This is a genomic window from Pseudomonas cremoricolorata, from assembly GCF_000759535.1.
GTDB classification, from domain to species: domain Bacteria; phylum Pseudomonadota; class Gammaproteobacteria; order Pseudomonadales; family Pseudomonadaceae; genus Aquipseudomonas; species Aquipseudomonas cremoricolorata_A.
The window spans coordinates 1,528,614-1,551,179 of record NZ_CP009455.1; the positions used below are offsets into that span (position 1 = coordinate 1,528,614).

General features: G+C 63.4%; 19 protein-coding genes and 1 pseudogene. 13 read left to right on the top strand and 7 right to left on the bottom strand.

Features of this window, described 5'->3' with window-relative positions:
- Positions 1–95: 95 nt before the first annotated feature.
- Positions 96–728, bottom strand: coding sequence for a ribosome biogenesis GTP-binding protein YihA/YsxC (gene yihA, locus LK03_RS06535; RefSeq protein WP_028695802.1), 633 nt, complete (start codon positions 726–728; stop codon positions 96–98).
- 339 nt (positions 729–1,067) lie between these two features.
- Between yihA and LK03_RS22800 the strand changes: the two are divergent.
- The 7 genes and pseudogenes from LK03_RS22800 to LK03_RS06565 all read left to right on the top strand — a co-directional run.
- Positions 1,068–1,166: pseudogene (locus LK03_RS22800) on the top strand (cytochrome C); the annotation flags it as partial.
- A 31-nt stretch (positions 1,167–1,197) separates the two neighbouring features.
- On the top strand, positions 1,198–1,815 hold the full coding sequence (locus LK03_RS06540) for a c-type cytochrome (RefSeq protein ID WP_038411590.1): 618 nt from the start codon (positions 1,198–1,200) through the stop codon (positions 1,813–1,815).
- Positions 1,816–1,966: 151 nt separating this feature from the next.
- The gene (gene dsbA / locus LK03_RS06545) at positions 1,967–2,599 is read left to right on the top strand and encodes a thiol:disulfide interchange protein DsbA (RefSeq protein ID WP_038411591.1); all 633 of its coding nucleotides are present in this window, start codon (positions 1,967–1,969) and stop codon (positions 2,597–2,599) included.
- Positions 2,600–2,609: 10 nt separating this feature from the next.
- A complete protein-coding gene (locus LK03_RS06550; RefSeq protein ID WP_038411592.1) occupies positions 2,610–3,464 on the top strand; it encodes an endonuclease/exonuclease/phosphatase family protein in 855 nt (284 codons plus the stop codon).
- Positions 3,465–3,511: 47 nt separating this feature from the next.
- The gene (locus tag LK03_RS06555) at positions 3,512–5,512 is read left to right on the top strand and encodes a GGDEF domain-containing protein (protein WP_038411593.1); all 2,001 of its coding nucleotides are present in this window, start codon (positions 3,512–3,514) and stop codon (positions 5,510–5,512) included.
- Positions 5,513–5,569: 57 nt separating this feature from the next.
- The gene (locus LK03_RS06560; protein WP_038411594.1) at positions 5,570–6,346 is read left to right on the top strand and encodes an N-acetylmuramoyl-L-alanine amidase; all 777 of its coding nucleotides are present in this window, start codon (positions 5,570–5,572) and stop codon (positions 6,344–6,346) included.
- Positions 6,347–6,452: 106 nt separating this feature from the next.
- Positions 6,453–8,060: an EAL domain-containing protein gene (locus LK03_RS06565; RefSeq protein ID WP_038411595.1), complete on the top strand. Its 1,608-nt coding sequence runs from the start codon at positions 6,453–6,455 to the stop codon at positions 8,058–8,060.
- Positions 8,061–8,073: 13 nt separating this feature from the next.
- On the opposite strand, the gene LK03_RS06570 is transcribed toward LK03_RS06565, so the two are convergent.
- Complete coding sequence (locus LK03_RS06570; RefSeq protein ID WP_038411596.1) at positions 8,074–9,852, bottom strand: KinB sensor domain-containing domain; 1,779 nt, start codon at positions 9,850–9,852, stop codon at positions 8,074–8,076.
- Positions 9,849–11,195 carry a sigma-54-dependent response regulator transcription factor AlgB gene (gene algB / locus LK03_RS06575; protein ID WP_038411597.1) on the bottom strand — a complete coding sequence of 449 codons (1,347 nt, stop codon included), beginning with the start codon at positions 11,193–11,195 and terminating at the stop codon, positions 9,849–9,851. Before algB ends, LK03_RS06570 begins: the two co-directional genes overlap by 4 nt.
- 212 nt (positions 11,196–11,407) lie before the next feature.
- On the opposite strand from algB, the gene LK03_RS06580 reads away from it, so the two are divergent.
- The 6 genes from LK03_RS06580 to LK03_RS06605 all read left to right on the top strand — a co-directional run bounded on the left by LK03_RS06580 (position 11,408) and on the right by LK03_RS06605 (position 16,781).
- Positions 11,408–12,226, top strand: a complete 819-nt coding sequence (locus LK03_RS06580) for a BON domain-containing protein (protein ID WP_038411598.1) — start codon at positions 11,408–11,410, stop codon at positions 12,224–12,226.
- 206 nt (positions 12,227–12,432) lie between these two features.
- Positions 12,433–12,729, top strand: coding sequence for a hypothetical protein (locus tag LK03_RS06585; protein ID WP_038411599.1), 297 nt, complete (start codon positions 12,433–12,435; stop codon positions 12,727–12,729).
- A gap of 41 nt (positions 12,730–12,770) precedes the next feature.
- A complete protein-coding gene (locus LK03_RS21865) occupies positions 12,771–12,938 on the top strand; it encodes a DUF1328 domain-containing protein (protein ID WP_028695791.1) in 168 nt (55 codons plus the stop codon).
- Positions 12,935–13,405: an inhibitor of vertebrate lysozyme family protein gene (locus LK03_RS06595; protein WP_038411600.1), complete on the top strand. Its 471-nt coding sequence runs from the start codon at positions 12,935–12,937 to the stop codon at positions 13,403–13,405. The genes LK03_RS21865 and LK03_RS06595 overlap by 4 nt, the downstream gene beginning before the upstream one ends.
- Before the next feature lie 711 nt (positions 13,406–14,116).
- Positions 14,117–15,451, top strand: a complete 1,335-nt coding sequence (gene gltP / locus LK03_RS06600; protein ID WP_038411601.1) for a glutamate/aspartate:proton symporter GltP — start codon at positions 14,117–14,119, stop codon at positions 15,449–15,451.
- 100 nt (positions 15,452–15,551) lie between these two features.
- Entirely contained in the window at positions 15,552–16,781 is a 1,230-nt protein-coding gene (locus LK03_RS06605) for a nucleoside recognition domain-containing protein (RefSeq protein WP_038411602.1), read from the top strand.
- Between the two features lie 40 nt (positions 16,782–16,821).
- Here the strand turns inward: LK03_RS06605 and LK03_RS06610 are convergent, their stop codons facing one another.
- The 4 genes from LK03_RS06610 to LK03_RS06625 all read right to left on the bottom strand — a co-directional run bounded on the left by LK03_RS06610 (position 16,822) and on the right by LK03_RS06625 (position 22,538).
- The gene (locus tag LK03_RS06610) at positions 16,822–17,850 is read right to left on the bottom strand and encodes a DUF5924 family protein (protein ID WP_038411603.1); all 1,029 of its coding nucleotides are present in this window, start codon (positions 17,848–17,850) and stop codon (positions 16,822–16,824) included.
- A 74-nt stretch (positions 17,851–17,924) separates the two neighbouring features.
- The gene (locus LK03_RS06615) at positions 17,925–19,334 is read right to left on the bottom strand and encodes a M16 family metallopeptidase (protein ID WP_038411604.1); all 1,410 of its coding nucleotides are present in this window, start codon (positions 19,332–19,334) and stop codon (positions 17,925–17,927) included.
- 32 nt (positions 19,335–19,366) lie between these two features.
- The gene (locus LK03_RS06620) at positions 19,367–21,025 is read right to left on the bottom strand and encodes a Na/Pi cotransporter family protein (RefSeq protein WP_038411605.1); all 1,659 of its coding nucleotides are present in this window, start codon (positions 21,023–21,025) and stop codon (positions 19,367–19,369) included.
- 205 nt (positions 21,026–21,230) lie between these two features.
- A complete protein-coding gene (locus tag LK03_RS06625) occupies positions 21,231–22,538 on the bottom strand; it encodes a CitMHS family transporter (RefSeq protein WP_038411606.1) in 1,308 nt (435 codons plus the stop codon).
- Between the last annotated feature and the right edge of the window lie 28 nt (positions 22,539–22,566).

The window sequence follows — 22,566 nt, forward strand, 5'->3', positions numbered from 1 at the left end:
GAACTTCCCCCTCCCCATACGAAGTCCGGGGTTTTTTTTGCCTGCGATTTGACCTTCGGTGCACGCCGGGCACCTGTCGATGCCCGGCGCCACGGTCATTCTGCAGGTTTGTCTTCCAGCTCCATCCACCCGGCCAGCACGCCATACGCCTCTTCCAGACCTTGGCGCTTGGGTGCCGAGAACAGCTGGATGGTGGTGCCCTCGCCCCAGCCTTTGCGAATTTCCGCCTGCACCTTGAGCAGGGTGTTCTTCGCAGCGCCGAAGGTCAGTTTGTCGGCCTTGGTCAGCAGAATGTGCATAGGCATGCCGCTGGCGCGGGCCCAGTCGAGCATCATCTTGTCGAAGTCGGTCATGGGATGGCGAACGTCCATCATCAGGATCACCCCGCGCAGGCATTCACGCCCGCCCAGGTACGCTTCGAGGTGGCGCTGCCAGTGCTGCTTGAGCGGAATCGGCACTTTGGCGTAACCGTAGCCGGGCAAGTCGACCAGACGCCGTTGCTCATCCAGGCTGAAGAAATTCAGCAACTGCGTACGGCCCGGGGTTTTCGAGGTGCGCGCCAGGCTGGCGTGGGTCAGGGTGTTGAGGGCGCTGGATTTGCCGGCATTGGAACGGCCGGCGAAGGCCACCTCGTAACCTTGGTCGCTGGGACATTGGTCAACCTTGGCGGCGCTGAGGGCGAAGGTGGCTTTCTGGCACAGGCCGAGGATGGGGTTCTTGACTTGCATGGGATATCCGATGTGGGTGTTGCCGCCAGCAGGCGCAATGACCTGTGCGGCAAGCGGTGTCGTTTCCGTTTGGATGGCGGAAGTATATAATGCCCCAGTTTTTGTGTGCGCATTATCCTGGCGAAGGGTGGTGCGTACGGGGGCCGACCAACAGCTTGCGCATAGAACGCAGCGCGGCACCCAGCCCTGAAAGGTCATCGAGCAAGGTGAAACGGCGATTGCCTACGGTGTATTCAGCCGTTTCCGGCGCTCAGGCTACACAGGCTTGCGAGGCGTTGTACAACCGCATGTGTGCGGACTGCTACAAGGCATGCAGGTGCGGGTGGCGCAATGATCCAGGGTTTCAAGGCTATGCCGCCGCGTGGATTGTGCACGGACTGCAGTACCGAGGACTACCGGTTGGTCATCCTCTGGATGAGCGGCAGTCCCGATACATAACATTTCACTCTTAGCCGTGTTGGATTAGCTGATGAACAAACTATTCGTGAGTCTGCTGTTGACCATTGGTGTCGCCGGCGCAGCCCATGCTGCGCAACCGATCAAGGGCGACGCCGCCGCAGGCCAGGGCAAGACGGCCATCTGCGGCGCCTGCCACAACCCCGACGGTAACAGCCTGGCGCCCAACTTCCCCAAACTCGCCGGCCAGGGCGAGCGCTACCTGGAAAAACAGCTGCACGATATCAAGTCCGGCAAGCGTCAGGTGCTGGAAATGACCGGCATGCTGGCCGGCCTCAGTGACCAGGACATCGCCGACATCGCGGCCTACTTCGCCAGCCAGAAAGGCAGCGTGGGTGCGGCCGATCCGCAGTGGGTGGAACGTGGCCAGGCCCTGTTCAACGGCGGTGACCTCGACAAGGGCATGCCCGCCTGCACCGGCTGCCACTCCCCTGACGGCGCAGGCCTGGCGCTGGCCGGCTTCCCCCACCTGAGCGGCCAGCATGCGCAATACGTGAGCAAGCAGCTCACCGATTTCCGCGAGGGCAACCGCACCAACGATGGCGACGCCATGACCATGCGCTCGATCGCCAGCAAGCTCAGCAACAAGGACATCGAAGCGCTGTCGAGCTACATCCAGGGCCTGCATTAACGTTCGGTTAATACACTTGGCAAAAGATGAAAGGGCAGCGTGGCTGCCCTTTTTCTTGCCCACTGCCGTTACACTACAGAACTCACGCCCGCCCCGGCCGGTCACAGCTCGGTCGTCATCGCGGCGTTTCAAGACAGCCCAGGAGTGAAGCATGCGTAAACTGATTCTCAGCGCCACGCTGGTCGCCGCCAGCGTATTCGGTATGGCCGGTGTCCAGGCCGCCGAGCCCGCCAAGGCAGGCGAGCAATACATCGAGCTGAGCAACCCTGTTCCCGTATCCCAGCCTGGCAAGATCGAAGTCGTCGAGCTGTTCTGGTACGGCTGCCCGCATTGCTACCACTTCGAGCCGACCCTCAATCCCTGGGTCAGCAAGCTGCCGAAGGACGTCAACTTCAAGCGCGTACCGGCCATGTTCGGCGGTCCATGGGATGCCCACGGCCAGATGTTCCTCACCCTCGAAGCCATGGGCGTCGAGCAGAAAGTGCATGACGCCGTGTTCGACGCCATCCAGAACCAGCGCAAGCGCCTGACCGACCCTCAAGACATGGCTGACTTCCTCGCCACCCAGGGCGTCGACAAGGACAAGTTCCTCTCCACCTTCAACTCGTTCGCCATCAAGGGCCAGGTCCAGCAGGCCAAGGCACTGGCGAAGAAGTATGAAATCACCGGCGTTCCAAGCATGGTGGTCAACGGTAAATACCGCTTCGACCTGGGCACCGCAGGCGGGCCGGATGGCGTGCTGAGCGTGGCCGACCAGCTGATTGCCAAGGAACGCGCCAAATAAGGGGCAAGTCATGCGCCGGTCCAACCCTATTCGTGGTATCGGCCTGCACCAGCCGCAGGTCAACGAACATCACCTGCAGGCCACCGGTCTGCCGGAAGATGGCCGCCTGCGGCTGCTCAGTTTCAACATTCAGGTGGGCATCAGTACCGAGCGCTACCACCATTATCTAACCCGTAGCTGGCAGCACCTGTTGCCGCACACCGGGCGCGCCGGCAACCTGCAGAAGATCGGCCAGCTACTGGCCGACTTCGACCTGGTGGCGTTGCAGGAAGTCGACGGCGGCAGCCTGCGCTCGGGTTACGTCAACCAGGTCGAGCACCTGGCTCAGCTCGGCGCCTTTCCCTACTGGTACCAGCAGCTCAACCGCAACCTGGGCCGTTTCGCCCAGCACAGCAACGGCGTGCTCAGCCGGCTCAAGCCTCAGCAACTCGAAGATCACCCGCTGCCAGGTCCCTCTGGTCGAGGTGCCATTGTGGTGCGCTTCGGCGAAGGCCCTGATGCCTTGATCGTGGTGATGATGCACCTGGCGCTCGGCGCCAAGACCCGTGCCCGTCAGTTGGCCTACGTGCGTGAACTGATCGGCGGCTACCGCCATCAGGTGCTGATGGGCGACATGAACACCCATGCTTCCGACCTGCTCGAGCACTCGCCTCTGCGCGATCTCGGACTGATCGCGCCGCAGGTCGAAGCGACCTTCCCCAGTTGGCGCCCTCAGCGCTGCCTCGACCACATCCTGCTCAGCCCCAGCCTGACTCTGGAGCGGGTCGAAGTCCTCGCCCAGCCGATTTCCGACCACCTCCCCGTCGCCGTGGAGATTCGTTTGCCTGACGCCCTGACTGTGGATACGCTGCCGGTCTTGCGCTGACGCCCCGCCGGGTCAGCCAATGCCACCACCCCTAGCGGACCCCGGGCATGACAGACGACGCCGAGCGCTGGAAAGAGAAATACCTCAAGACCATCGAGCAGCACGACAAGATCGAGCGTCGTTGGGACGCGCGCCTCGACCTGCTGCGCCGGGGGCTGGTGCGCAGCACACTGGCGGCCGAAGGCAGCGACAAGGCCGTCGACCTGTGCATGAAGGAAATGCGCGAGGTGATCCGCAGCGATAACATGGACGCCGGCCTGGCCGGACTGATTCCGCGGCTGGAAAAAGCCGTGCTCGATTCCGAACACCGTCGCGAAACCCGCATGAACCAAGTGCGCGAAGCGCTGACCTCGCTGGTCGAGCAACTGCAAAGCCTGCCGCTGCCCGCAGAGCACACCCGGGCGCTGAAGAAGCTCGGCAAGAAAATCGACGGGGGCGTCGGCCAGTCCCGCGACTTGCCGCCGCTGTTGGGTGAGCTCAGCGGTTTGCAGGAACGCGCCCTGGCTGCGCTGAAGAAGGCGCCGGACGACGCCCGCCCAGGCCTGCTACAACGCTTGTTCGGGGCGCGGGAAAGCGCTGAAGCGCTGGCCGAATCCACCGCGCCGGTACAGCCCCAACCGGCGCCGGAGCCGGCGACCGAGGCCGAAGCCGCGCCGGTTGCGCCTTCTGCATCACCCTCGGTCGCGCCGCTGCCCCCTGCCCAGCCGGAGCCGACGCCAGCGCCGGTTGCAGCCGCCGTGGTCGAAGCCGCGAGCGAATCATCGACCCAGACCCCGCAACAGCCCCCGCAGGCCCCGGCACCGGCAGTCGACGCTCCGACGCCTGCCCTGCAAGCCGCTGACGAAGCCGCTGTGCCTGCCGCGCACTCTGCCGAAGCCACCGCGGCTGACGAGCAGCGCATCCTCGAGCCTGCTGCGCCCGCCGCCGCGCCGTTGCCCGCCCTGGCCGACACCTGCGCCGCCGAAGACGGACCTTACGCCCTGCCCCAAGCGCTCGAGCCGCCCTACAGCCAGGTGGCCGCGCATATCGAGCAGACCCTGCTCGGCCTGCTCGATGACCTTAATTTGCCCGAGCACTACAAGGATCAGGCACTGGCCATGCGCGAGCGGGTCGCCCGTGGCCTGAACTGGTACGAGCTGATTCCGATTCTCGATGACCTGGCCGTGTTCATGCTGGCGATCACCGACAGCGGCCAGCACGAGTTCGAGGCCTACCTGCAGCAGCTCAATGAACGCCTCGAAGCGTTCCATGGCCACTTGCAGGACGCCAGCGCCGGTCACGCCGACAATAGCGTCGCGGCCCAGCAGCTCGACAGCCAGCTGCGCGAGCAGGTCGGTGGCCTGCAGAGCAGCGTCAAGGGCGCCTCCGACCTGGCCAGCCTGAAGCAGGTGCTCGACAGCCGCTTCGAAGGCCTGCTCGGCACCCTGGATGCCCACCAGCACGCCCGCGACCAACGCGAGCAGGAACTGGCCGCACGTCTGCACGGCCTGGCCGCGCGTGTGGCGGGCATGGAGCAAGAGGCACTCGGCTACCGCGAGCACCTCGAAGAACAACGCCAGAAAGCCCTGCTCGATCCCCTCACCGGGCTGCCCAATCGCGCGGCCTGGGCCGAACGCATCGAGCAGGAAGTGCAGGCCTGGCACAACCAGGGTGGTCAGTTGTCGATGGCGATCATCGACCTCGATCACTTCAAGCGCATCAACGATGGCTACGGCCACCTGGCGGGCGACAAAGTGCTGAAGATCGTCGCCAACGTGCTGAGCAAACGGCTGCGCGCGCGTGATTTCATCGCCCGTTTCGGCGGCGAGGAGTTCGTCCTGCTGATGCCGCAGACACCGCTGTGCGCCGCTGCGCAGTTCGCCGAAAGCCTGCGCGCTGCCGTCGAGGCCTGCCCGTTCCACTTCAAGGGCGAGCCGGTGACCATCACGCTGTGCATCGGTGTCAGCACCTTCAACCCCGCCGAGCGCAGCGACACCGTGCTCAAGCGCGCGGATCAGGCGCTGTACCGGGCCAAGGCGCAAGGACGCAATCGCGTCGAACAGGGCTGAGTCGGCGCGGCGCTTACGTTATGCTGTCGCGTCACCGACTCAGCAGACGCAGGCCCCATGAAAGCGCTCATCACTTCCCTTCTCGTTTTACTGCTGGCCGGTTGCTCGTCCGGTCTGCGCATCGACCGCAGCCATGTCTCGGCCAACCAGGATGGGCGCATCCAGTTCGTCGTCCTGCACTACACCAATGCCTCGCTGGAGCGCTCGATGGCGCTGCTGACCCATGGCGAAGTCAGCAGCCATTACCTGATCGGCGACGGCCCAGCCGCGGTCTACCAGCTGGTCGACGAGAGCCGTCGGGCCTGGCATGCCGGCGACAGCCAGTGGGATGGCCGTACCTGGCTCAACTCCACCTCGATCGGTATCGAGATTGTCAATCCCGGTTTTACCGACACGCCCCAGGGGCGCGTCTGGCATCCGTATAGCGAGGAGCAGATCCAGGCCGTGATCGCCTTGGTCAAGGACATCGTCAAGCGTAATGCCATCCAGCCCCGCTACATCGTCGGCCACAGCGACATCGCTCCGCTGCGCAAGCTCGACCCGGGCCCGTTGTTCCCGTGGAAGCGCTTGGCTGACGCGGGCCTGGGGTTGTGGCCCGACGCCAATGCCGTGGCCCGTCAGCAAGCGCTGTTTGCCGTCAGCCCGCCGTCGATTCTCTGGTATCAGCAGCAACTGGCGCGCTTCGGCTATGCCGTGCCACAGACCGGTGAGCTGGACCCGGCTACCCGCCAGGTGCTCACGGCCTTCCAGATGCGCTTCCGCCCGCAGCGCTACGATGGCCAGCCGGATGCCCAGACCGCGGCCATGTTGCAGGTGCTCAATCACATGCGCTGAAGGCCATTGCCCCTGCGCAGATGAAAGGTTGATGAACCCCGCCCAACGGGCAGGCTGAACGGCGCGGCAGTTGCTATACCTCTGTGTATTCAACTGGATGCTGCGCATGCCTGCCCTGCTGACCCCACTGCGTCAGATTTTCGACCGTCCCTGGCTGCTCGCCGTGCTCGCGGCAGTGGTCAGCGCTGGGCTGTTGCTGGCTGCCAGCCTCGGCCTTGCCGTGCAGCAGATGAACCGTGATGAAAGCGCGCAAATGAACGCCCAGGGCGAGCGCTTCCGTGAACGGCTCGAACAGGTTTTCGGCGAGCTGCGTCAGGGCGTCGATACCTTGCAGGCGCAAACCCTGCGCGGCTGTGACGCGGCGATGAAGACGGCACTGCAGGAGGTCGGCCTGCGCTCACGCTTCATCTATGAAGCCGCCTACGTCGATGGCACCCAGGCCTGTTCCAACCGGGGTGGCGAACGGGTCATCCAGCCGCAACGCGCCGCCGATATCCAGGGCCCGACCTACCGTTACTGGCTCAACACCAGCGCCGAACCCAACGACAACCTTGCCGCGCTGATGCTCGGTCGTGGACCGTTCCTGGTATCGACCTCCCGTGGTCATCTCACCGACGTGGTCGACCTGCCGCCGGGCGGCAGCCTGCTGGTGCTGCTCGACCACGGCAGCCGGGCGGTTCCCGTGCTGGGTCCGGCACAGCAATGGCCGCCCTCGGCTGACTGGCCGCCGCGCTCGCACAACGCGCTGCTGGAAATGCCCGACAAGCTCATCTATCGCATGCCCACCCGCTCACCTGATTACCAGCTGGTGCTGATCGCGCCGCGCGCCAACCCGCCACTGCGCCTTGATGGACCCCTATGGTTGCTGTTTCCCGTAAGCCTGGTGCTGGCCTGCTGTATCGGTTGGCTGACCTTGCAATGGATCGAGCGCCGGCGTTCGATGAGATCGGCACTGCAACAGGCGTTGCGTCGCGGTGAGCTGCAAGTGCTCTATCAGCCTATCTTCGAGCTTGCCAGCCGCCGCTGTGTGGGGGCCGAGGCGCTGGTGCGCTGGCGCCGCCACGACGGCAGCCTGACCAGCCCGGACTTGTTCATTCCGATGGCGGAAAACACCGGGCAGATTCGCCAGATCACCGATTTCGTTCTGCAGCGCGTGCTCGAGCAGCTCGGTCATGTGCTGCGGGCCAACCGCCAGCTGTACGTGTCGGTGAACCTGGCGGCCTGTGATGTCATGGCGCCGCGCATCGGCCTGGTCGCCGCCCGGCTGCTGGCCCGGCATCGGGTGTCCGCCACGCAAATCGCCTTCGAGGTCACCGAGCGTGGCCTGATCGATGTGGTGGTCGCGCGTGACAACCTACAGGCGCTGCGCGCCTCGGGGCACCCGGTGCTGATCGATGATTTCGGCACCGGTTACTGCAGCCTGTCGTATCTGCAAACCTTGCCAGTGGACTGCCTGAAGATCGATAAGGCGTTCATCGATGCCTTGGGCCACGATGCCGCCAGCAGCGGCGTGGCGCCGTACATCATCCGCATGGCGCATTCGCTGCACCTGCGGGTGATCGCCGAGGGTATAGAGTGCGAGGCGCAGGCGCTGCTGCTCAGCAGCGAGGGGGTCAATTATGGTCAGGGCTGGTTGTTCGCCCAGCCCCTCAGCGCTCAGCAGTTCATTGCCCTGATCACCCGCAGCCGGGCCATGCCTGCGGGCAATCCATGAATCGCCGCGTGTCTCAGACCAGCAGCGCCATGTAGAACTGCGTGCCCTGGCCGGGACGCGAGAACACGCCCATGCGGCCACCGTGCAGCTGCACGATCTCTTTGCAAAGGGCCAGGCCCAGGCCAGCCCCGCCTTTCTTGCGACCGACCTGCACGAAGGGCTCGAATATCCGCCCCTGCTGGCCGTAGGCGATGCCCTCGCCACTGTCTTCGACGCTGATGATCACCCGGTCGGCGTGCCGCCGGGCATGCAAGCGAATGTTGCCGCCTGCGGGCGTATGGCGGATGGCGTTGTGCAGCAGGTTGTCCAGTACCCGGTCGAGCTGGCCGACATCGGCCTGGATGCGTGGCAGCGGCAACTCCATGTCCACCACCAGATCGATCTGCTTGTCGGCCGCCGAGGCCTGGAAGCGCTCGTGCGCGCGGGCCATCAGCGTCTCGATGTCGCACGGCGCGACTTCCAGCTTCTGCAGACCGCTCTGATAACGAGAGAAGTTCAGCAAGTCGTTGATCAGTTGCGTGAGGCGCTGCATCTCTTCACCAATGGTGTCGAGCAGGTCGCTTTCCCGCGAGTCCCCGGGAAACTTGATGCGTTCGCGGAACAGGCCGAAGGCCATGTGCATGCCGGTGATAGGCGTGCGCAGCTCGTGGGAGGCGCGCAGGACGAATTCACTGCGCACCCGATCGAACGCCCGCTGTTCGGTCACATCGCGCAGCACCATCACCGCCCCAAGGATCGGTCCTTGTGGATGACTGACCGGCGTCAGGCTGTAGGTCAGCAGGCGCGTTTGGTCATCGATTTCCAGACTCAGGTCGTCAGGCGGTCGATCCAGGTTGCCGCCACGCAGCACCTGGCTCAACTGCTGCTGCAGCTCAGGTCGCTGCAAGGCTTCTTCCAGAGGCGTGCCGATGCGACCACCATCCCAGCCCAGTTGGCGCTGGGCCACCGGGTTCAGGTGCTCCAGACGGCCCTGCGGATCGATGATCAACAGGCCGTCGTCGATGCTGTCGAGCACTGCCTGCAAGCGCTGCTGGCCAGCCAGCAGTTCATCGATGTTGGTCGCCTGGTGCTTGCGCAGGGCATCGGCCATCAGGCCGAAGCGGCGGGTCAACTGGTTCAGTTCGCTGGCCTGCGCCACGGGCAAGGTCACATCGAAGTTGCCGCGACCCACCTGGTCGGCGGCCCGCGCCAGGGCTTCGATGGGCAGGCCGAAACGCCGCGCGATGCTGTGCGCGGTGATGAAACCGAGCACCAGCACCGCCAGGCCCATCAGGCCCAGTACGCCGCTGACCAGCAAGGCCTGGTCGTGGTTATTTTCTTCGGTACGGGAAATTTCGTCGAGCGCCCGGCTGCTGGAGGCGATCAGGTTGCGCCGGACGTGATCGAAGGCCATGCCCAGCGGCTGCTCAAGGCCCATTTCCCGAGCTGGCGTAGCGCTTTCCCGGTAGACCTTGAGAAAATCCTGATAACTGTTGCTGACGGCGGCGAAACCGGTGCGCTCACCGCCCTCCTCCAGACCTTTGTCCAGCAGCGCCTGGAAAGTCTCTTGCAGGCTGCTCAGGCCCTCTCGATCGGGCCTCTCGTCGAGAATCTGGGTGAGCTGTTCGCCGAGGTTCTGCCGCAGCTTGACGCCCATTTCCAGCACATGGTTGGTCTGCTGCAGCATGCGCTGCTGCATGGAGGCCATCTGCATGACGCTCACCAGCCCCAGCAGCAGCCCCATCAGGGCCACGGTGATGAGTGCCGAGATGCTCAGGAATAGCCGCGTGCGCAGCTTCATCGGCCATTTCACAGGTTGTACTGCTTACGTTTGCGGTACAGCGTCGAGGCGTCGATACCAAGGGTCTTGGCGGCCTGGTCGAGGGTGTCGCTGGTGGCCAGCACTGCGCCGATGTGCGCCCTTTCCAGTTCATCCAGGCTCAATGCGGCGCCGACCCGCGGGGCGTTGCCGCTCGGTTGTTCGCCCATGCCGAGGTGGCTGACCTCGACCCGCTCCTGCGGGCAGATGATGCTTGCCCGTTCGATGACGTTGCGCAGCTCGCGAATGTTACCTGGCCAGCGATAGTTGAGCAGCGCCGAGCGCGCCTCTTCGGTGAAGCCGCGAGCTGGGCGCGAGTAGTCCTTGACGAAGCGCGCCAGGAAACGCTCGGCCAGGGTCAGGATGTCTTCGCTGCGTTCACGCAGGGGCGGCAGGTGCAAGGTGATGACGTTGAGGCGGTACAGCAGGTCCTCGCGGAAGCGGCCATCGCGGACCATTTCCTCCAGGTTGAGGTTGGTCGCAGCAAGAATGCGCACATCGGCGCGGCGAGTCACGGGGTCGCCGACCCGCTCGTACTCCTTGTCCTGGATGAAACGCAACAGTTTGGGCTGCAAGGTCAGTGGGAAATCGCCGATTTCATCAAGAAACAATGTACCGCCGTCGGCCTGATTGACCCGGCCCAGCGTGCTTTCGCTGGCACCGGTGAAGGCGCCGCGGCTATGGCCGAACAGCTCGCTTTCCATCAGCTCGGCGGTCAGTGACGGACAATTGATGGTTACGCACGACTTGCGCGCCCGCTTGCTCCAGCCATGAATGGCGCGGGCCAGTTCGCCTTTACCTGTGCCGGACTCACCCAGGATAAGAATGTTGGCATCGGTGGTGGCGACCTGACGCGCGGTCTCCAGCACCACCATCATCGCCGGGCTGTGCGAGTCGAGGCCGTCCTTGGGCTTGCGTACCTCCCCTTCGAGCGCTTCCAGGCGCGCCGAGAGTTGGCGCACTTCCAACTGCTTGGCCGTGGCCAGACGGAGTTGGTCGGGGCTGCAGGGCTTGACCAGGTAGTCGGCTGCGCCCGCCTGGATCGCATCGACCGCAGTGTCGATGGCCGAATGGGCGGTGACGATGACCACGCGCATCCACGGCGCCTGAATGCGCATCTGCGCCAGCACGTCGAGGCCGTTGTCTTCACCCAGGCGCAAATCGAGGAAGCACAGATCGAACACCTGGCGTTGCAGCAGCGTGTCGGCCTGGCTCGCACTGTTGGCGGTTGCGACGCTATAGCCTTCATCTTCAAGGCAATAACGAAAGGTACGCAGGATGGCGGACTCATCGTCCACCAGCAGAATGCGGCCTTGGTTGTCCTGGGCGGATTCCATCTTTCCTACGCTCCTTTGCGAATAGTCACACTTAGTCCCGGAAATATCGGGCAAGTTGCATGGTCTTTTCTGTGTACCTGCGGACTTTGCAATGCTAGCCGGTTGCCTGCAGCTTGGCTAACCCGTTGAAAGTCTGAAAATTTCTCGCCGGTCGGAGCACTGGCACGCCAGTTGCGACTACCAGAGGCTTTGCTCACACAGGAGAACATTTCATGAAAACCCTGCCCTCCCTTGCCGTTCTGGCATTGAGTGTGATGACCAGCGCCGCGGCACTGGCCGACCCTGTGCAAAACGCCCGCATGGAGGGAGGCGTGCAAACCGCACTGTCGCTCAACCGAGTACTCAACCCGTTCAAGATCAATGTGACCGTCGACGGCACCCAGGCGCGCCTGAGTGGCGAAGTCGAGAACCAGGTCGAGCGCGACTTGGCCGAGCGTGTGGCGCTGGCCACGGCCGGCATCGACAAAGTGGATAACCAGCTTAAGGTCAACGCCGAACTGGTCGAGCAGCCTCTGGAAGCACGCTCCTATGCCCAGCGTCTGGATGACGCCACGCTGGCAGCCATGGTGCGTGCTCGCCTGGCCTGGAGCCGAGTCACCGAAAAATCATCTATCGAGGTAGAGAGCCGCGATGGCGTGGTCACCTTGCGCGGACGCGTCGACAGCGCCGAGGCCAAGGACTTGGCGGGTGTGGTCGCACGCACCACCGAAGGCGTGCACTTGGCCAATAACCTGGTGAGTCTGGATAGCGCGGCCATGGCCGAAGCCCGCAACAAACCAGTGGAGGCACCCACCGGGCCGCAACCGAGCGACAGTTGGATCGTCGACAAGATCGAAAACAGCTACCGCTTCAGCCGCAACCTCGATGGCGGCACCATCCGCGTGGTCAGTGCCGAAGGCATGGTCAGGTTGTCTGGCGATGTGGTGAGCAGCGAGCTGAAAACCGTGGCGGTCGAGATTGCCCGGCAGATCGTCGGCGTGCGCGGGGTGGATGCCGACATGCTCAAGGTAGCGACCAAGGTCGAGGGCTGAAGCACCGTCGAGTCACGAGCCGCTCATTGCAAATTGCACGGCCCCAGGTCGTGCATCGTGCAGGATACGCCTGTGGTGCCTAGGTGATAAATAGCTAAGTTATTGATTTATAAGGAAAAATATAACCGTGCAAAGCTGGCATGCAGGCTGCAACTACTTGATCAGGATCAGATAACGAATTCAGTAGTCCAGTAGGAGGAGCCGGCATGAACCGCCAGACCGTCAACAGCATGCAGACCGTAAGCACCCTGCCTCTGCGCCAGCTCCTCTTCATTGGTGTGGCACTGGTGCTGACCATCGTCGCCGGGCAGTTCTACCACAGCGTGCAGACCGCTCGCCTGGCCGACCAAGTCGCTGCCCAGACGGCTCTTTTGGCAAAGATTCAGGCCACTCGTTCAACTTCTTTGGTGAAAGCCGCCGAAACCCTTCCGCAAGCACCTGTGGCCAACGCTTCGCCGGCCACAATCGATAACGTCGTACCCCAGGAACGCTGGGTCTTCTGAGAACCGGCCGTACTGATTCAATAGGAAATAGGAGAATCACCATGCTGAGTTGGGCAATTACCTTTCTGATCATTGCCATCGTCGCCGCCGTACTGGGCTTTGGTGGTATCGCCGGCGCTGCAACGGGTATCGCCAAGATCCTGTTCATCGTCTTCCTAGTCCTGTTCGTTGCTTCGTTCTTCTTCGGTCGAGGCCGTGGCCGTCCATGAACACCCTGCTCAGGAACGTGCTGGCTGCTGCCGTGATGCTCGGCAGCAGTTCAGCCGTCCTGGCCGCCAATGACGGCCAGGTGTATTTGAATACGTTGCTGGGCACGGACGCGGAGTACCGCGAAACTTGGCAGGACGCCATAAAGGGTCAAGAACGCCTGCCGGATTGGGTCATCAACCTCTCGGGCAGGGCGCAACAACAGATGTCTGCAGCTACTGAAGACGGGGACAAGTACTTGGTCGGGGCTTTGTGCGAAACCGAGACGACTTGCACCTACAAACGTCTGGTCGTGGCATTCAGCTGGGACAAGGAAGATGCCTACGGGATGCTCGTCGAAGTGCCCGAAGGTCTGCCCAAGGACAAGTCGCCCACCCGTCACGCCCAGTATCGCTGGATCGGTGACCCGGACGACGGCATGAAAGCGCTGCTTCAAGAGCAGCTCAAGCGCGATCCGAACTGGTACTGACCAGGAACAGCGCACTGTAATCATTTGGAAGTGCAACCCGGTTACCGTTGCCACTTCCATGATGCGCCGCATCGATAAGATGAGGCACATGACCAGGGGGTCGGGCTGTTCTGACGGTTACTGAGTCGGAGTGGCCTAGGGGTACAGGGAGTACCTCCGTAATGGGCCGGGTCAGGAAAGGTAGCATCGGAAGGTTCAGGTCCAAGCCGTGGAGCAGGCCTGACCTCCGAGGCACCGATACTCCCGCCTGGTAACGTAGGAAATGTCTGAGAAGGCACATTTTCCCCTCGCCACACATCGAATTTTTCTCTCCGTTCGCACCTGCCCCATACGCCTTTTCTGCCCATTCGGATTGTCGAACAGCGGGCTGTGCGCTTTCCGCCATCCTGGGGCCATGGGCCGAATAGTGGCTTTTCCTGGGTGTTCGGATATCCGAACAACAAAAAAAATACCTTTCGAAATGGCCATTTTGTCGTCGTTTAGTTATGCCGTTTCGGCATAGGGTAGCCGTTTCCGGCATTAGACTGGCCCCTCTCCCATGGCAATAGTTGCGGCCTTTTCGCGGGCACCGGCGTCATTTGGCGTGCCTGCGGTGACCTTTCATGGAGCCCGCCTAACGGAAGCAACACTTCACTCGTGACCCAGCCAGATGGCTCTGGCACGTGTATTTCCGGCCGGCGATCCATGTCCACTACAACAAAGGGTAACGACATGAAGAAGGCAAAACTGAGCCTCGCCTGGCAGATCGTCATCGGTCTGGTCCTGGGCGTTGCTATCGGCGCGCTGCTGAATCATTTCAGTGCAGAAAAGGCATGGTGGATCAGTAATATCCTCCAACCCGCCGGTGACATCTTCATTCGTCTGATCAAGATGATCGTCGTGCCTATCGTGATCTCTTCGCTGATCGTCGGCATTGCCGGTGTGGGCGATGCCAAGAAGCTCGGCAGCATCGGCCTGAAGACCATCATCTACTTCGAGGTGGTGACCACCATTGCCATCGTCGTCGGCCTGGTGCTGGCCAACGTGTTCCATCCGGGCGCTGGCATCGACATGAGCACCCTGGGTACCGTGGACATCTCCAAGTACCAGGCCACGGCGGCTGAAGTGCAACATGAGCATGCATTCATCCAGACCCTGCTCAACCTGATCCCCTCGAACATCTTCGCAGCGCTGATGCGCGGTGAAATGCTGCCGATCATCTTCTTCTCGGTGATGTTCGGCATGGGCCTTTCGAGCCTGCCCAGCGACCTGCGCGAGCCGCTGGTACGCACCTTCCAAGGCGTTTCGGAAACCATGTTCAAGGTCACCCACATGATCATGAACTACGCCCCGATCGGCGTATTCGCCCTGATCGCCGTGACCGTCGCCAACTTCGGCTTCGCCTCGCTGCTGCCGCTGGCCAAACTGGTGCTGCTGGTGTACTTCGCCATCGCCTTCTTCGCCTTCATGGTGCTGGGCCTGGTGGCGCGAGTGTTCGGCTTCTCGGTGATCAAGATCATGCGCATCATGAAAGACGAGCTGATCCTCGCCTACTCCACCTCCAGCTCGGAAACCGTGCTGCCGCGTGTGATCGAGAAGATGGAAGCCTACGGCGCGCCGAAATCCATCTGCAGTTTCGTGGTACCGACCGGCTACTCGTTCAACCTTGATGGCTCGACCCTGTACCAGAGCATCGCGGCGCTGTTCATCGCCCAGCTGTACGGCATCGACCTGACCTGGAGCCAGCAGCTGCTGCTGGTGCTGACCCTGATGGTCACCTCCAAAGGCATCGCCGGCGTGCCGGGCGTATCCTTCGTGGTCCTGTTGGCGACCCTGGGCAGCGTAGGCATTCCGCTGGAAGGCCTGGCCTTCATCGCCGGTGTCGACCGCATCATGGACATGGCCCGTACCGCGCTGAACGTGGTCGGCAACGCCCTGGCGGCGCTGGTGATCGCCCGTTGGGAAGGCATGTACGACTCGGCCAAGGGCGAGGCCTACTACAACTCGCTGCCGCACATGACCGGCAAGAAAGCCGCTGCAGTCAGCGCGCAGGCGGTCAAGCAGTAAGGCGCCGACCGACACGTTGCACTCAGAGCCCCGGCCTTGGTCGGGGCTTTTTGTGGGTGGGCTGGGTTATGATGCGGGCATTTTTCGGGGGACGACGCGGATGCTCAACGGCCTGTGGCTTGGCTTTTTCCTGGTAGGCAGCATCTCGGCGCTGGCGCAGTGGCTGGTCGGTGGCAATGCTGGCATCTTCGCGGCCATGGTCGAGAGCATCTTCGCCATGGCCAAGCTGTCGGTCGATGTGGTGATCCTGCTGTTCGGCACCCTCACCCTGTGGCTGGGCTTTCTCAAGATCGCCGAGCAGGCCGGCATCGTCGAATGGCTGGCCAAGGTGCTCGGCCCGCTGTTCGCCCGGCTTATGCCCGAGGTGCCCAAAGGTCACCCGGCACTGGGCCTGATCACCATGAACTTCGCCGCCAACGGCCTGGGCCTGGACAACGCCGCCACGCCCATCGGCCTGAAGGCCATGCGCGCCTTGCAGGAACTCAACCCCAGCAGCACCACAGCCAGCAACGCGCAAATTCTGTTCCTGGTGCTCAATGCCTCGTCACTGACCCTGCTGCCGGTGACCATCTTCATGTACCGCGCCCAGCAAGGCGCCACCGATCCGACATTGGTGTTCCTGCCGATTCTGCTGGCCACCAGCGTCTCGACCCTGGTGGGCTTGCTGTCGGTGGCGGTGATGCAGCGTCTGCGTCTATGGGACCCGGTGGTGCTGGCCTACATGATTCCGGGCGCGCTGCTGCTGGGCGGCTTCATGGCCTTCCTCGGCACGCTGTCCGCCGCCGCCCTGGCCAGCCTGTCGTCGCTACTCGGCAACCTGACGCTATTCGGCGTGATCGTGCTGTTCCTGCTGATTGGCGCCTTGAAGCGGGTCAAGGTCTACGAAGCGTTCGTCGAAGGCGCCAAGGAAGGCTTCGACGTGGCCAAGAACCTGCTGCCCTACCTGGTGGCGATGCTGGTCGCGGTGGGTGTGCTGCGCGCCTCGGGGGCGTTGGAGCTGGCGCTCGATGGCATTCGCCACGCGGTGAGCTGGCTGGGGCTGGACACGCGTTTCGTCGACGGTCTGCCGACCGCGCTGGTCAAGCCGTTTTCAGGCAGCGCAGCGCGGGCCATGCTGATCGAGACCATGCAGGCCCAGGGTGTCGACAGCTTCCCGGCGCTGGTTGCGGCGACCATCCAGGGCAGCACCGAAACCACCTTCTACGTGCTGGCGGTGTACTTCGGCGCGGTGGGCATCCAGCGGGTCCGCCACGCCGTGGGCTGCGCGCTGCTCGCTGAGTTCTCCGGGGTAGTGGCGGCCATCTTCGTCTGCTACTGGTTCTTCGCCTGAGCTGAACCCAGGGGCCGGCGCGCAATGCCCGGCCCAGCCCTTAACTGGCCGGTTTCGCGGCGTCGTCGATCACCTTGAAGCGCAGCACGCCAATCACCTGACCATCCTCGGTCAGCACCCGTACCTGCCAGCGGCCGACCGGGTTGGGCGGGAAGTTCTGCTTGTGCGTCCAGGCACGGTAGCCCTCTTTGCGTCCGCCCTTGATGTCGAGGGCGATGCGGTCGACTTCTTGGCCGTCCTTTTGCCAGACGTGGTAGATGCGCTCGTTGAGCCCGCGCGGTGCGTTGATCGAGGTGTAAGCATACAGCCCGCTGCTGCGAATCTGACTGGCAGTGATTTCTTCCAGCGAGTCGCCCGGCTGGCGGTTGTTGACCTGGGTGCTCACCGCGACTTCGGTCATCCACAGGGTCGCTGGCGGCACCCAGGAACGCAGCAACCAGCCGCAACCGCCTACGGCCAAGGTCAGCAGCACCAGGGCAACGCCACGTCGCCAAGTGTTGATCGGGAAGCTGCTGGCAAGGCTTGGGAACGACAGCACCATGGCCGCAATCAGCGCCAGCTTGAAGCTCTGCGCGGTGGTCAGGTGGAGGATGATCGGCAGGGCGGTGAGCAGTGCTGCGAACAGCGTCAGCGTGTGCAGGGCCATGAACAGCCAGCGGCGTGGCGCCAGCCAGCGGTAGTACAGCGGGTCGACGATCGACACCAGCCCGGCAGCGGCGAGCAGGCCGGTGAACACTAGCTGGCCGCTGTTCCAGGTGGTGGTGATGAAGAAGAACGGTAGAACGAAGAACAGGCTCTCCTGGTGGATCATTTGCGTGGCATAGCGCAGCAAGGGCTGGGGGATTTCGCGCTTGAAAGTGCGGGTGAACAAGCCGGTGAGGGTGTTCTCCAGCATCAGCCAGATCCAGCTGACCAGCAGCAGGATGGCGATCCAGCTGGCCAGGCTCGCCTGGCGGTCGACCAGAATGAAGCTGCCGATACCCGAGAGGAAGCCGCCAAGGGCGATGACCCCGGGATAACGTTTGAGCAGCTCGATAACACGCTGGACGAGATGAGGAATAGGCGGCATGGGTCAGCTACACGGCAGGAAAAAGGGGCCAGCGCCAGCCGCACAGGCGGCGCTGGCGCAAGGATAGCGCCGAATCAGCGGTGCCGTGTAGCACCGCTGGGCCGAGGTGGCGGCGGCTGGCGACGGCGGCGCAACAGGCCGATGGCCAGGATCGAGGCCAGCAGCAGGCCGACCAGCCCGTACAGCTCGTCGTAGGCCATCAGCGGCTGCTCGATGCGCAGATAGCCAGGTGTCTTGAGCAGTTCGCGCAGGGCCGCGTTGGCTTCCTCCAGTTTGACCTTGCGCAGCTTGCTGACAGGGTCTTGGTAGCGACCGTCGCTGTAACTGTTCAGCCCGCCCCAGTAGTAATCGGCCAGTGCGCTGTTGCCTTGGCTGCTCCAGCTCTCGCGGGCGATGGCGGCGTCCTTGATGCGAGCGAAGGTCTGCGCATCGAGGCCATTCTTGCGCAGGGTGTCGAACAGTTCCTCGAGCACCGAGACTGCCGCATCGACATCGTCGCGCTCCAGATCGGCATTGAGGCTGAGCATGCCGCTGTCGCCGAAGCTTTCGCGTTGCACCGAGGGCCCGTACGACAGGCCATGGCGCAGGCGCAGCTGTTCATACAGCGCCCAGTCGAGGTAGCGCGACAGCAGGTCGAGGGTCTGGTCATGGTCGACATCGAGCACCGGCTCGATGAACAGCCAGTGCAGCTTGGCGCTGTCGCCCAGCCAGCCACGGGTCAGGGTGCGGCGCTGTTCGGCCTGATGGGTGATGGTTTCCAGGTCACGGCGTTCGCCCGGCTCGCTGGGCGGCAGCTCGCCATAGCTGCGTTCCAGGTAGGCCGGCAGCAGTTTGTCGAGGCCACCGACGACGATCAGGGTCATGTTGTTGGCCGCGTACCAGTGCTCGCGTACCTGTTTGACCTGATCGAGGGTCATGTCGTCGACATCGGCGCGCTCGGCGCACTTGAGGCCCAGCTCCTCGGCGAGCTGATCGCTGGCGCGGTGGCCGATGTCCTGGCGATCCAGCCAACGCTGCACGGGGCCATAGTGCCCGCCGTCCTCGCGCTCGATGATTTTCTTCGCGTTGGCCAGGGCCTTGGCGTCGATCTGCGTATCGCGCACCAGCGCCAGCAGCAGGTCGAGTACCTTGCGCTGGTTGCGCGCCGGCGCCTCGATGACAAAGGTGGTATCGGCGTTGCTGGTGAACGCATTCCATTCGCCGCCCAGGCTTTGCAGGCGCATTTCCAGGCCGCCTTCACCGCTTTCATCTAGGCCGCTGAACAGCAAGTGTTCGAGCAGGTGCGGCAGCTCGCGCTGATCGCAGGGGAAATCGTCGAGGCCGACGCCGATCACCAGCCGAATAGAGACGTGATCGCTCTCATAGCCTGGCTTGAGAATCACCTGCAGGCCGTTGGGCAACAGGTAGCCTTCGACCCGTGAGCGGTCCAGAGCGAGCGACGGCAGGGTGAACAGCAGCAGGCAGATCAGCATCAGGCAACGCATGGGCGGGTGGTCAGTCTCCAAGGTGAGCGGATTCAGGGCTGACGGGGTTCATCGGGGACACTGTCGAGCAGCAGACCGCCAGTGTCCGAACCGCCTAGTACCACATAGGCACTGCTGCAGAACAAAGAGTTCAAACGCTTCATGTCAGCGATCAGCTCCAGGTGCAGCGAACTGGTCTCGATACTTTGCACCACCTTGCGTTGCAAACGGCTGACATGGGCGTGGGCCAGGCGCCGTTCCTGGGCGCGGAAACGGCGTTTTTCCCGCAGCAGCAGGCGGGCGCTTTCCGGGTCGGCACTAAGAAACACCGACAGGCCCAGGCGCAGGTTGGCCAGCAATTGCTCTTGCAGGCCCGTCAGCTCACCCAGACCTACCTCGGAAAACTCGCGGCGTTGCGCGGTCTTCTGTTGCTGGACCTTGCGCAGCATGCGTTCGATCAGGTCGCTGGACAGCTTGAGGTTGATCGCCAGCTCGATGATCTCGGCCCAGCGCCGGTTGTCGTGCTCGCTGAGGTCTTCACGGGTCATCTGCGCCAAGTACAGTTTGATCGCGCTGTACAGGGCATCGGCGTCCTCGCCCAGGGTCCGCACCTGCTGCGCCATGGCCGGCTGGGTGCCGCGCAGGGCGCCGAGCATGGTGGTCAGCAGGCTGTCGACGATATCGCCCAGGCGCAGGGTTTCGCGGGCGGCGTTGGCCAGCGCCAGGCTGGGAGTCTCCAGCGCCGATGGGTCGAGGTGGCGCGGCCGCATCTGCGCCTCGCCGCTGTCGCGTTCAGGCAGCAGTGCATTGCAGACGCGGCCCATGAGCTTCACCGTCGGCAGCATCAGCAGGCAACGCAAGGTGTTGTAGAGCAAGTGAAAGCCGATCACCAGTTCCTGTGGGCTGAAGCTCAGGGTGTCGAGCCAGTCAACCAGCGGGTGCAGCAGCGGAATGATCAGCAGCAGGCCGATCAGCTTGTACAGCAGGCTGCCCAGGGCCACGCGGCGTCCGGCGGCGTTCTGCATGCTGGTGCTGATGAACGCCAGCAGACCGCTGCCGATGTTGGCGCCGACCACCAGGCCAATCGCCACCGGCAGGCTGATCAGGTCAGAGCCTGCCAGGGTTGCGGTCAGCAGCACCGCGGCCAGGCTGGAGTAGGAAATCATCGCGAACAATGCGCCGACCAGCGCATCGAGCAGGATGTCGCCGGTCAGCGAGGCGAACAGCACCTTCACTCCTTGGGCCTGGGTGATCGGCGCTGCGGCCTGCACGATCAGCTCCAGGGCGAGAATGATCAGCCCCAGGCCGATTGCCACCCGGCCCATCTGGCCGACGCGGGTCTGCTTGCGCGAGAGGAAGAAGATCACCCCAAGGAAGATCAGCAGCGGTGATAGCCACGACAGGTCGAAGGTCAGCACCCGGGCCATCAGCGCGGTACCGACATCGGCGCCAAGCATGATCGCCAGGGCCGGGGTCATCGCCATCAGCCCCTGACCGACGAACGAGGTGACCAGCATAGCGGTGGCGTTGCTGCTCTGCACCATGGCGGTGACGACGATACCGGCAATGAACGCCAGCGGCCGTTTGTCCATGTTCTGCGCAATCACCCGACGCAGGTTTGAGCCGTACACCCGCAGGATGCCGGTGCGCACGATGTGCGTGCCCCACACCAGCAAGGTGACTGCCGAGAGCAGATTGAGCAGGGTCAACATGATCAGAGCCCCTTGAAGCCGACGCCCTGAGCGGGCCAATGGATGCTGCGGTGAGCCTGATCCTGTACGGACGGTTGTGACAGGTCTCACTCAAGCTGTAGTTGTTCGATGCGACGTCCGCCAGCTTGGCACGGCTGAAACCTATTTGAAACATTTGCGCAGGGCAACGTGGGCCTGCGTTGCAGGCCCGGGTGCAGGCGGGCTGTTACAGACTGCCGAAGAGGGGGAAGACGCCCAGCAGCAGCGCCGCCAGAAGAATGCACAGGCACACCAGCACGGCCCACTTGAGGGTAAAGCGTTGGTGGTCACCGAATTCGATGCCCGCCAATGCCACCAGCAGGTAGGTCGAGGGCACCAGCGGGCTGAGCAGGTGCACCGGCTGGCCAACGATTGAGGCACGGGCCATTTCCACCGGGGAAATCCCGTAGTGGCTGGCGGCTTCGGCCAGCACCGGCAGCACGCCGTAGTAGAAGGCGTCGTTGGACATGAAGAAGGTGAACGGCATGCTCACCACCGCGGTGATCACCGCAAGGTAGGGGCCCATGCTCGGCGGAATCACGGCCAGCAGGCTTTTCGACATGGCCTCTACCATGCCGGTACCGGACAGAATGCCGGTGAAGATGCCCGCCGCGAAGATCAGCCCGGTGACCGCCAGCACGCTGCCGGCGTGGGCGGCGATGCGGTCTTTCTGCTGCTGCAGGCAGGGATAGTTGACGATCATGGCAATGCTGAAGGCGATCATGAACAGCACCGGCAGCGGCAGCAGGCCCATGATCAGCGTCACCATCAGTGCGGCGGTCAGGGCGCCGTTGAACCACAGCAGCTTCGGCCGGCGCGCCTCGGGGAACTGCGACACGCTGATGGTGCTGTGGTCGATGTCGTCGGTCGGCAGGTGCAGTTCGCCCAGGCGTGCGCGCTCGCGTTTGCCGTACAGATAGGCAATGGCCAGGATCGCCAGCACGCCAAAGGCCATGGCTGGAATCATCGGTACGAAGATGTCCGAGGGGTCGACGTGCAGCGCGCTGGCGGCACGTGCGGTAGGGCCGCCCCAAGGGGTCATGTTCATCACGCCACCGGCGAGGATGATCAGCCCGGCCATGATCCGCGGGCTCATGCCCAGGCGGCTGTACAGCGGCAGCATCGCCGCGCAGCAGATCATGTAGGTGGTGGCGCCGTCGCCATCGAGCGACACCACCAGCGCCAGCACGGCGGTGCCGACCGAGACCTTGAGCGGATCGCCCTTGACCAGCGCGAGGATCTTGCGCACCGCCGGGTCGAACAGGCCTGAGTCGATCATCAGGGCAAAGTAGAGGATGGCGAACATCAGCATCACCCCGGTGGGGGCGAGCTTGCTGATACCTTGTAGCATCATGGGCCCGATGTCACTGGCGAAGCCACCGAACAGGGCGAAGACGATCGGTACCAGAATCAGCGCGATTAGCGCCGACAGGCGCTTGGTCATGATCAGGTACATGAAGGTGATGACCATGGCGAAGCCGAGGAAGGTCAGCATGGTGAAGTACTCCAGGCATGGCGCAGCG

Coding starts and splice junctions, on each gene's coding strand:
- yihA (WP_028695802.1), bottom strand. CDS start 728: ATGCAAGTCAAGAACCCCATCCTCGGCCTGTGCCAGAAAGCCACCTTC.
- LK03_RS06540 (WP_038411590.1), top strand. CDS start 1,198: ATGAACAAACTATTCGTGAGTCTGCTGTTGACCATTGGTGTCGCCGGC.
- dsbA (WP_038411591.1), top strand. CDS start 1,967: ATGCGTAAACTGATTCTCAGCGCCACGCTGGTCGCCGCCAGCGTATTC.
- LK03_RS06550 (WP_038411592.1), top strand. CDS start 2,610: ATGCGCCGGTCCAACCCTATTCGTGGTATCGGCCTGCACCAGCCGCAG.
- LK03_RS06555 (WP_038411593.1), top strand. CDS start 3,512: ATGACAGACGACGCCGAGCGCTGGAAAGAGAAATACCTCAAGACCATC.
- LK03_RS06560 (WP_038411594.1), top strand. CDS start 5,570: ATGAAAGCGCTCATCACTTCCCTTCTCGTTTTACTGCTGGCCGGTTGC.
- LK03_RS06565 (WP_038411595.1), top strand. CDS start 6,453: ATGCCTGCCCTGCTGACCCCACTGCGTCAGATTTTCGACCGTCCCTGG.
- algB (WP_038411597.1), bottom strand. CDS start 11,195: ATGGAATCCGCCCAGGACAACCAAGGCCGCATTCTGCTGGTGGACGAT.
- LK03_RS06580 (WP_038411598.1), top strand. CDS start 11,408: ATGAAAACCCTGCCCTCCCTTGCCGTTCTGGCATTGAGTGTGATGACC.
- LK03_RS06585 (WP_038411599.1), top strand. CDS start 12,433: ATGAACCGCCAGACCGTCAACAGCATGCAGACCGTAAGCACCCTGCCT.
- LK03_RS21865 (WP_028695791.1), top strand. CDS start 12,771: ATGCTGAGTTGGGCAATTACCTTTCTGATCATTGCCATCGTCGCCGCC.
- LK03_RS06595 (WP_038411600.1), top strand. CDS start 12,935: ATGAACACCCTGCTCAGGAACGTGCTGGCTGCTGCCGTGATGCTCGGC.
- gltP (WP_038411601.1), top strand. CDS start 14,117: ATGAAGAAGGCAAAACTGAGCCTCGCCTGGCAGATCGTCATCGGTCTG.
- LK03_RS06605 (WP_038411602.1), top strand. CDS start 15,552: ATGCTCAACGGCCTGTGGCTTGGCTTTTTCCTGGTAGGCAGCATCTCG.
- LK03_RS06610 (WP_038411603.1), bottom strand. CDS start 17,850: ATGCCGCCTATTCCTCATCTCGTCCAGCGTGTTATCGAGCTGCTCAAA.
- LK03_RS06615 (WP_038411604.1), bottom strand. CDS start 19,334: ATGCGTTGCCTGATGCTGATCTGCCTGCTGCTGTTCACCCTGCCGTCG.
- LK03_RS06620 (WP_038411605.1), bottom strand. CDS start 21,025: ATGTTGACCCTGCTCAATCTGCTCTCGGCAGTCACCTTGCTGGTGTGG.
- LK03_RS06625 (WP_038411606.1), bottom strand. CDS start 22,538: ATGCTGACCTTCCTCGGCTTCGCCATGGTCATCACCTTCATGTACCTG.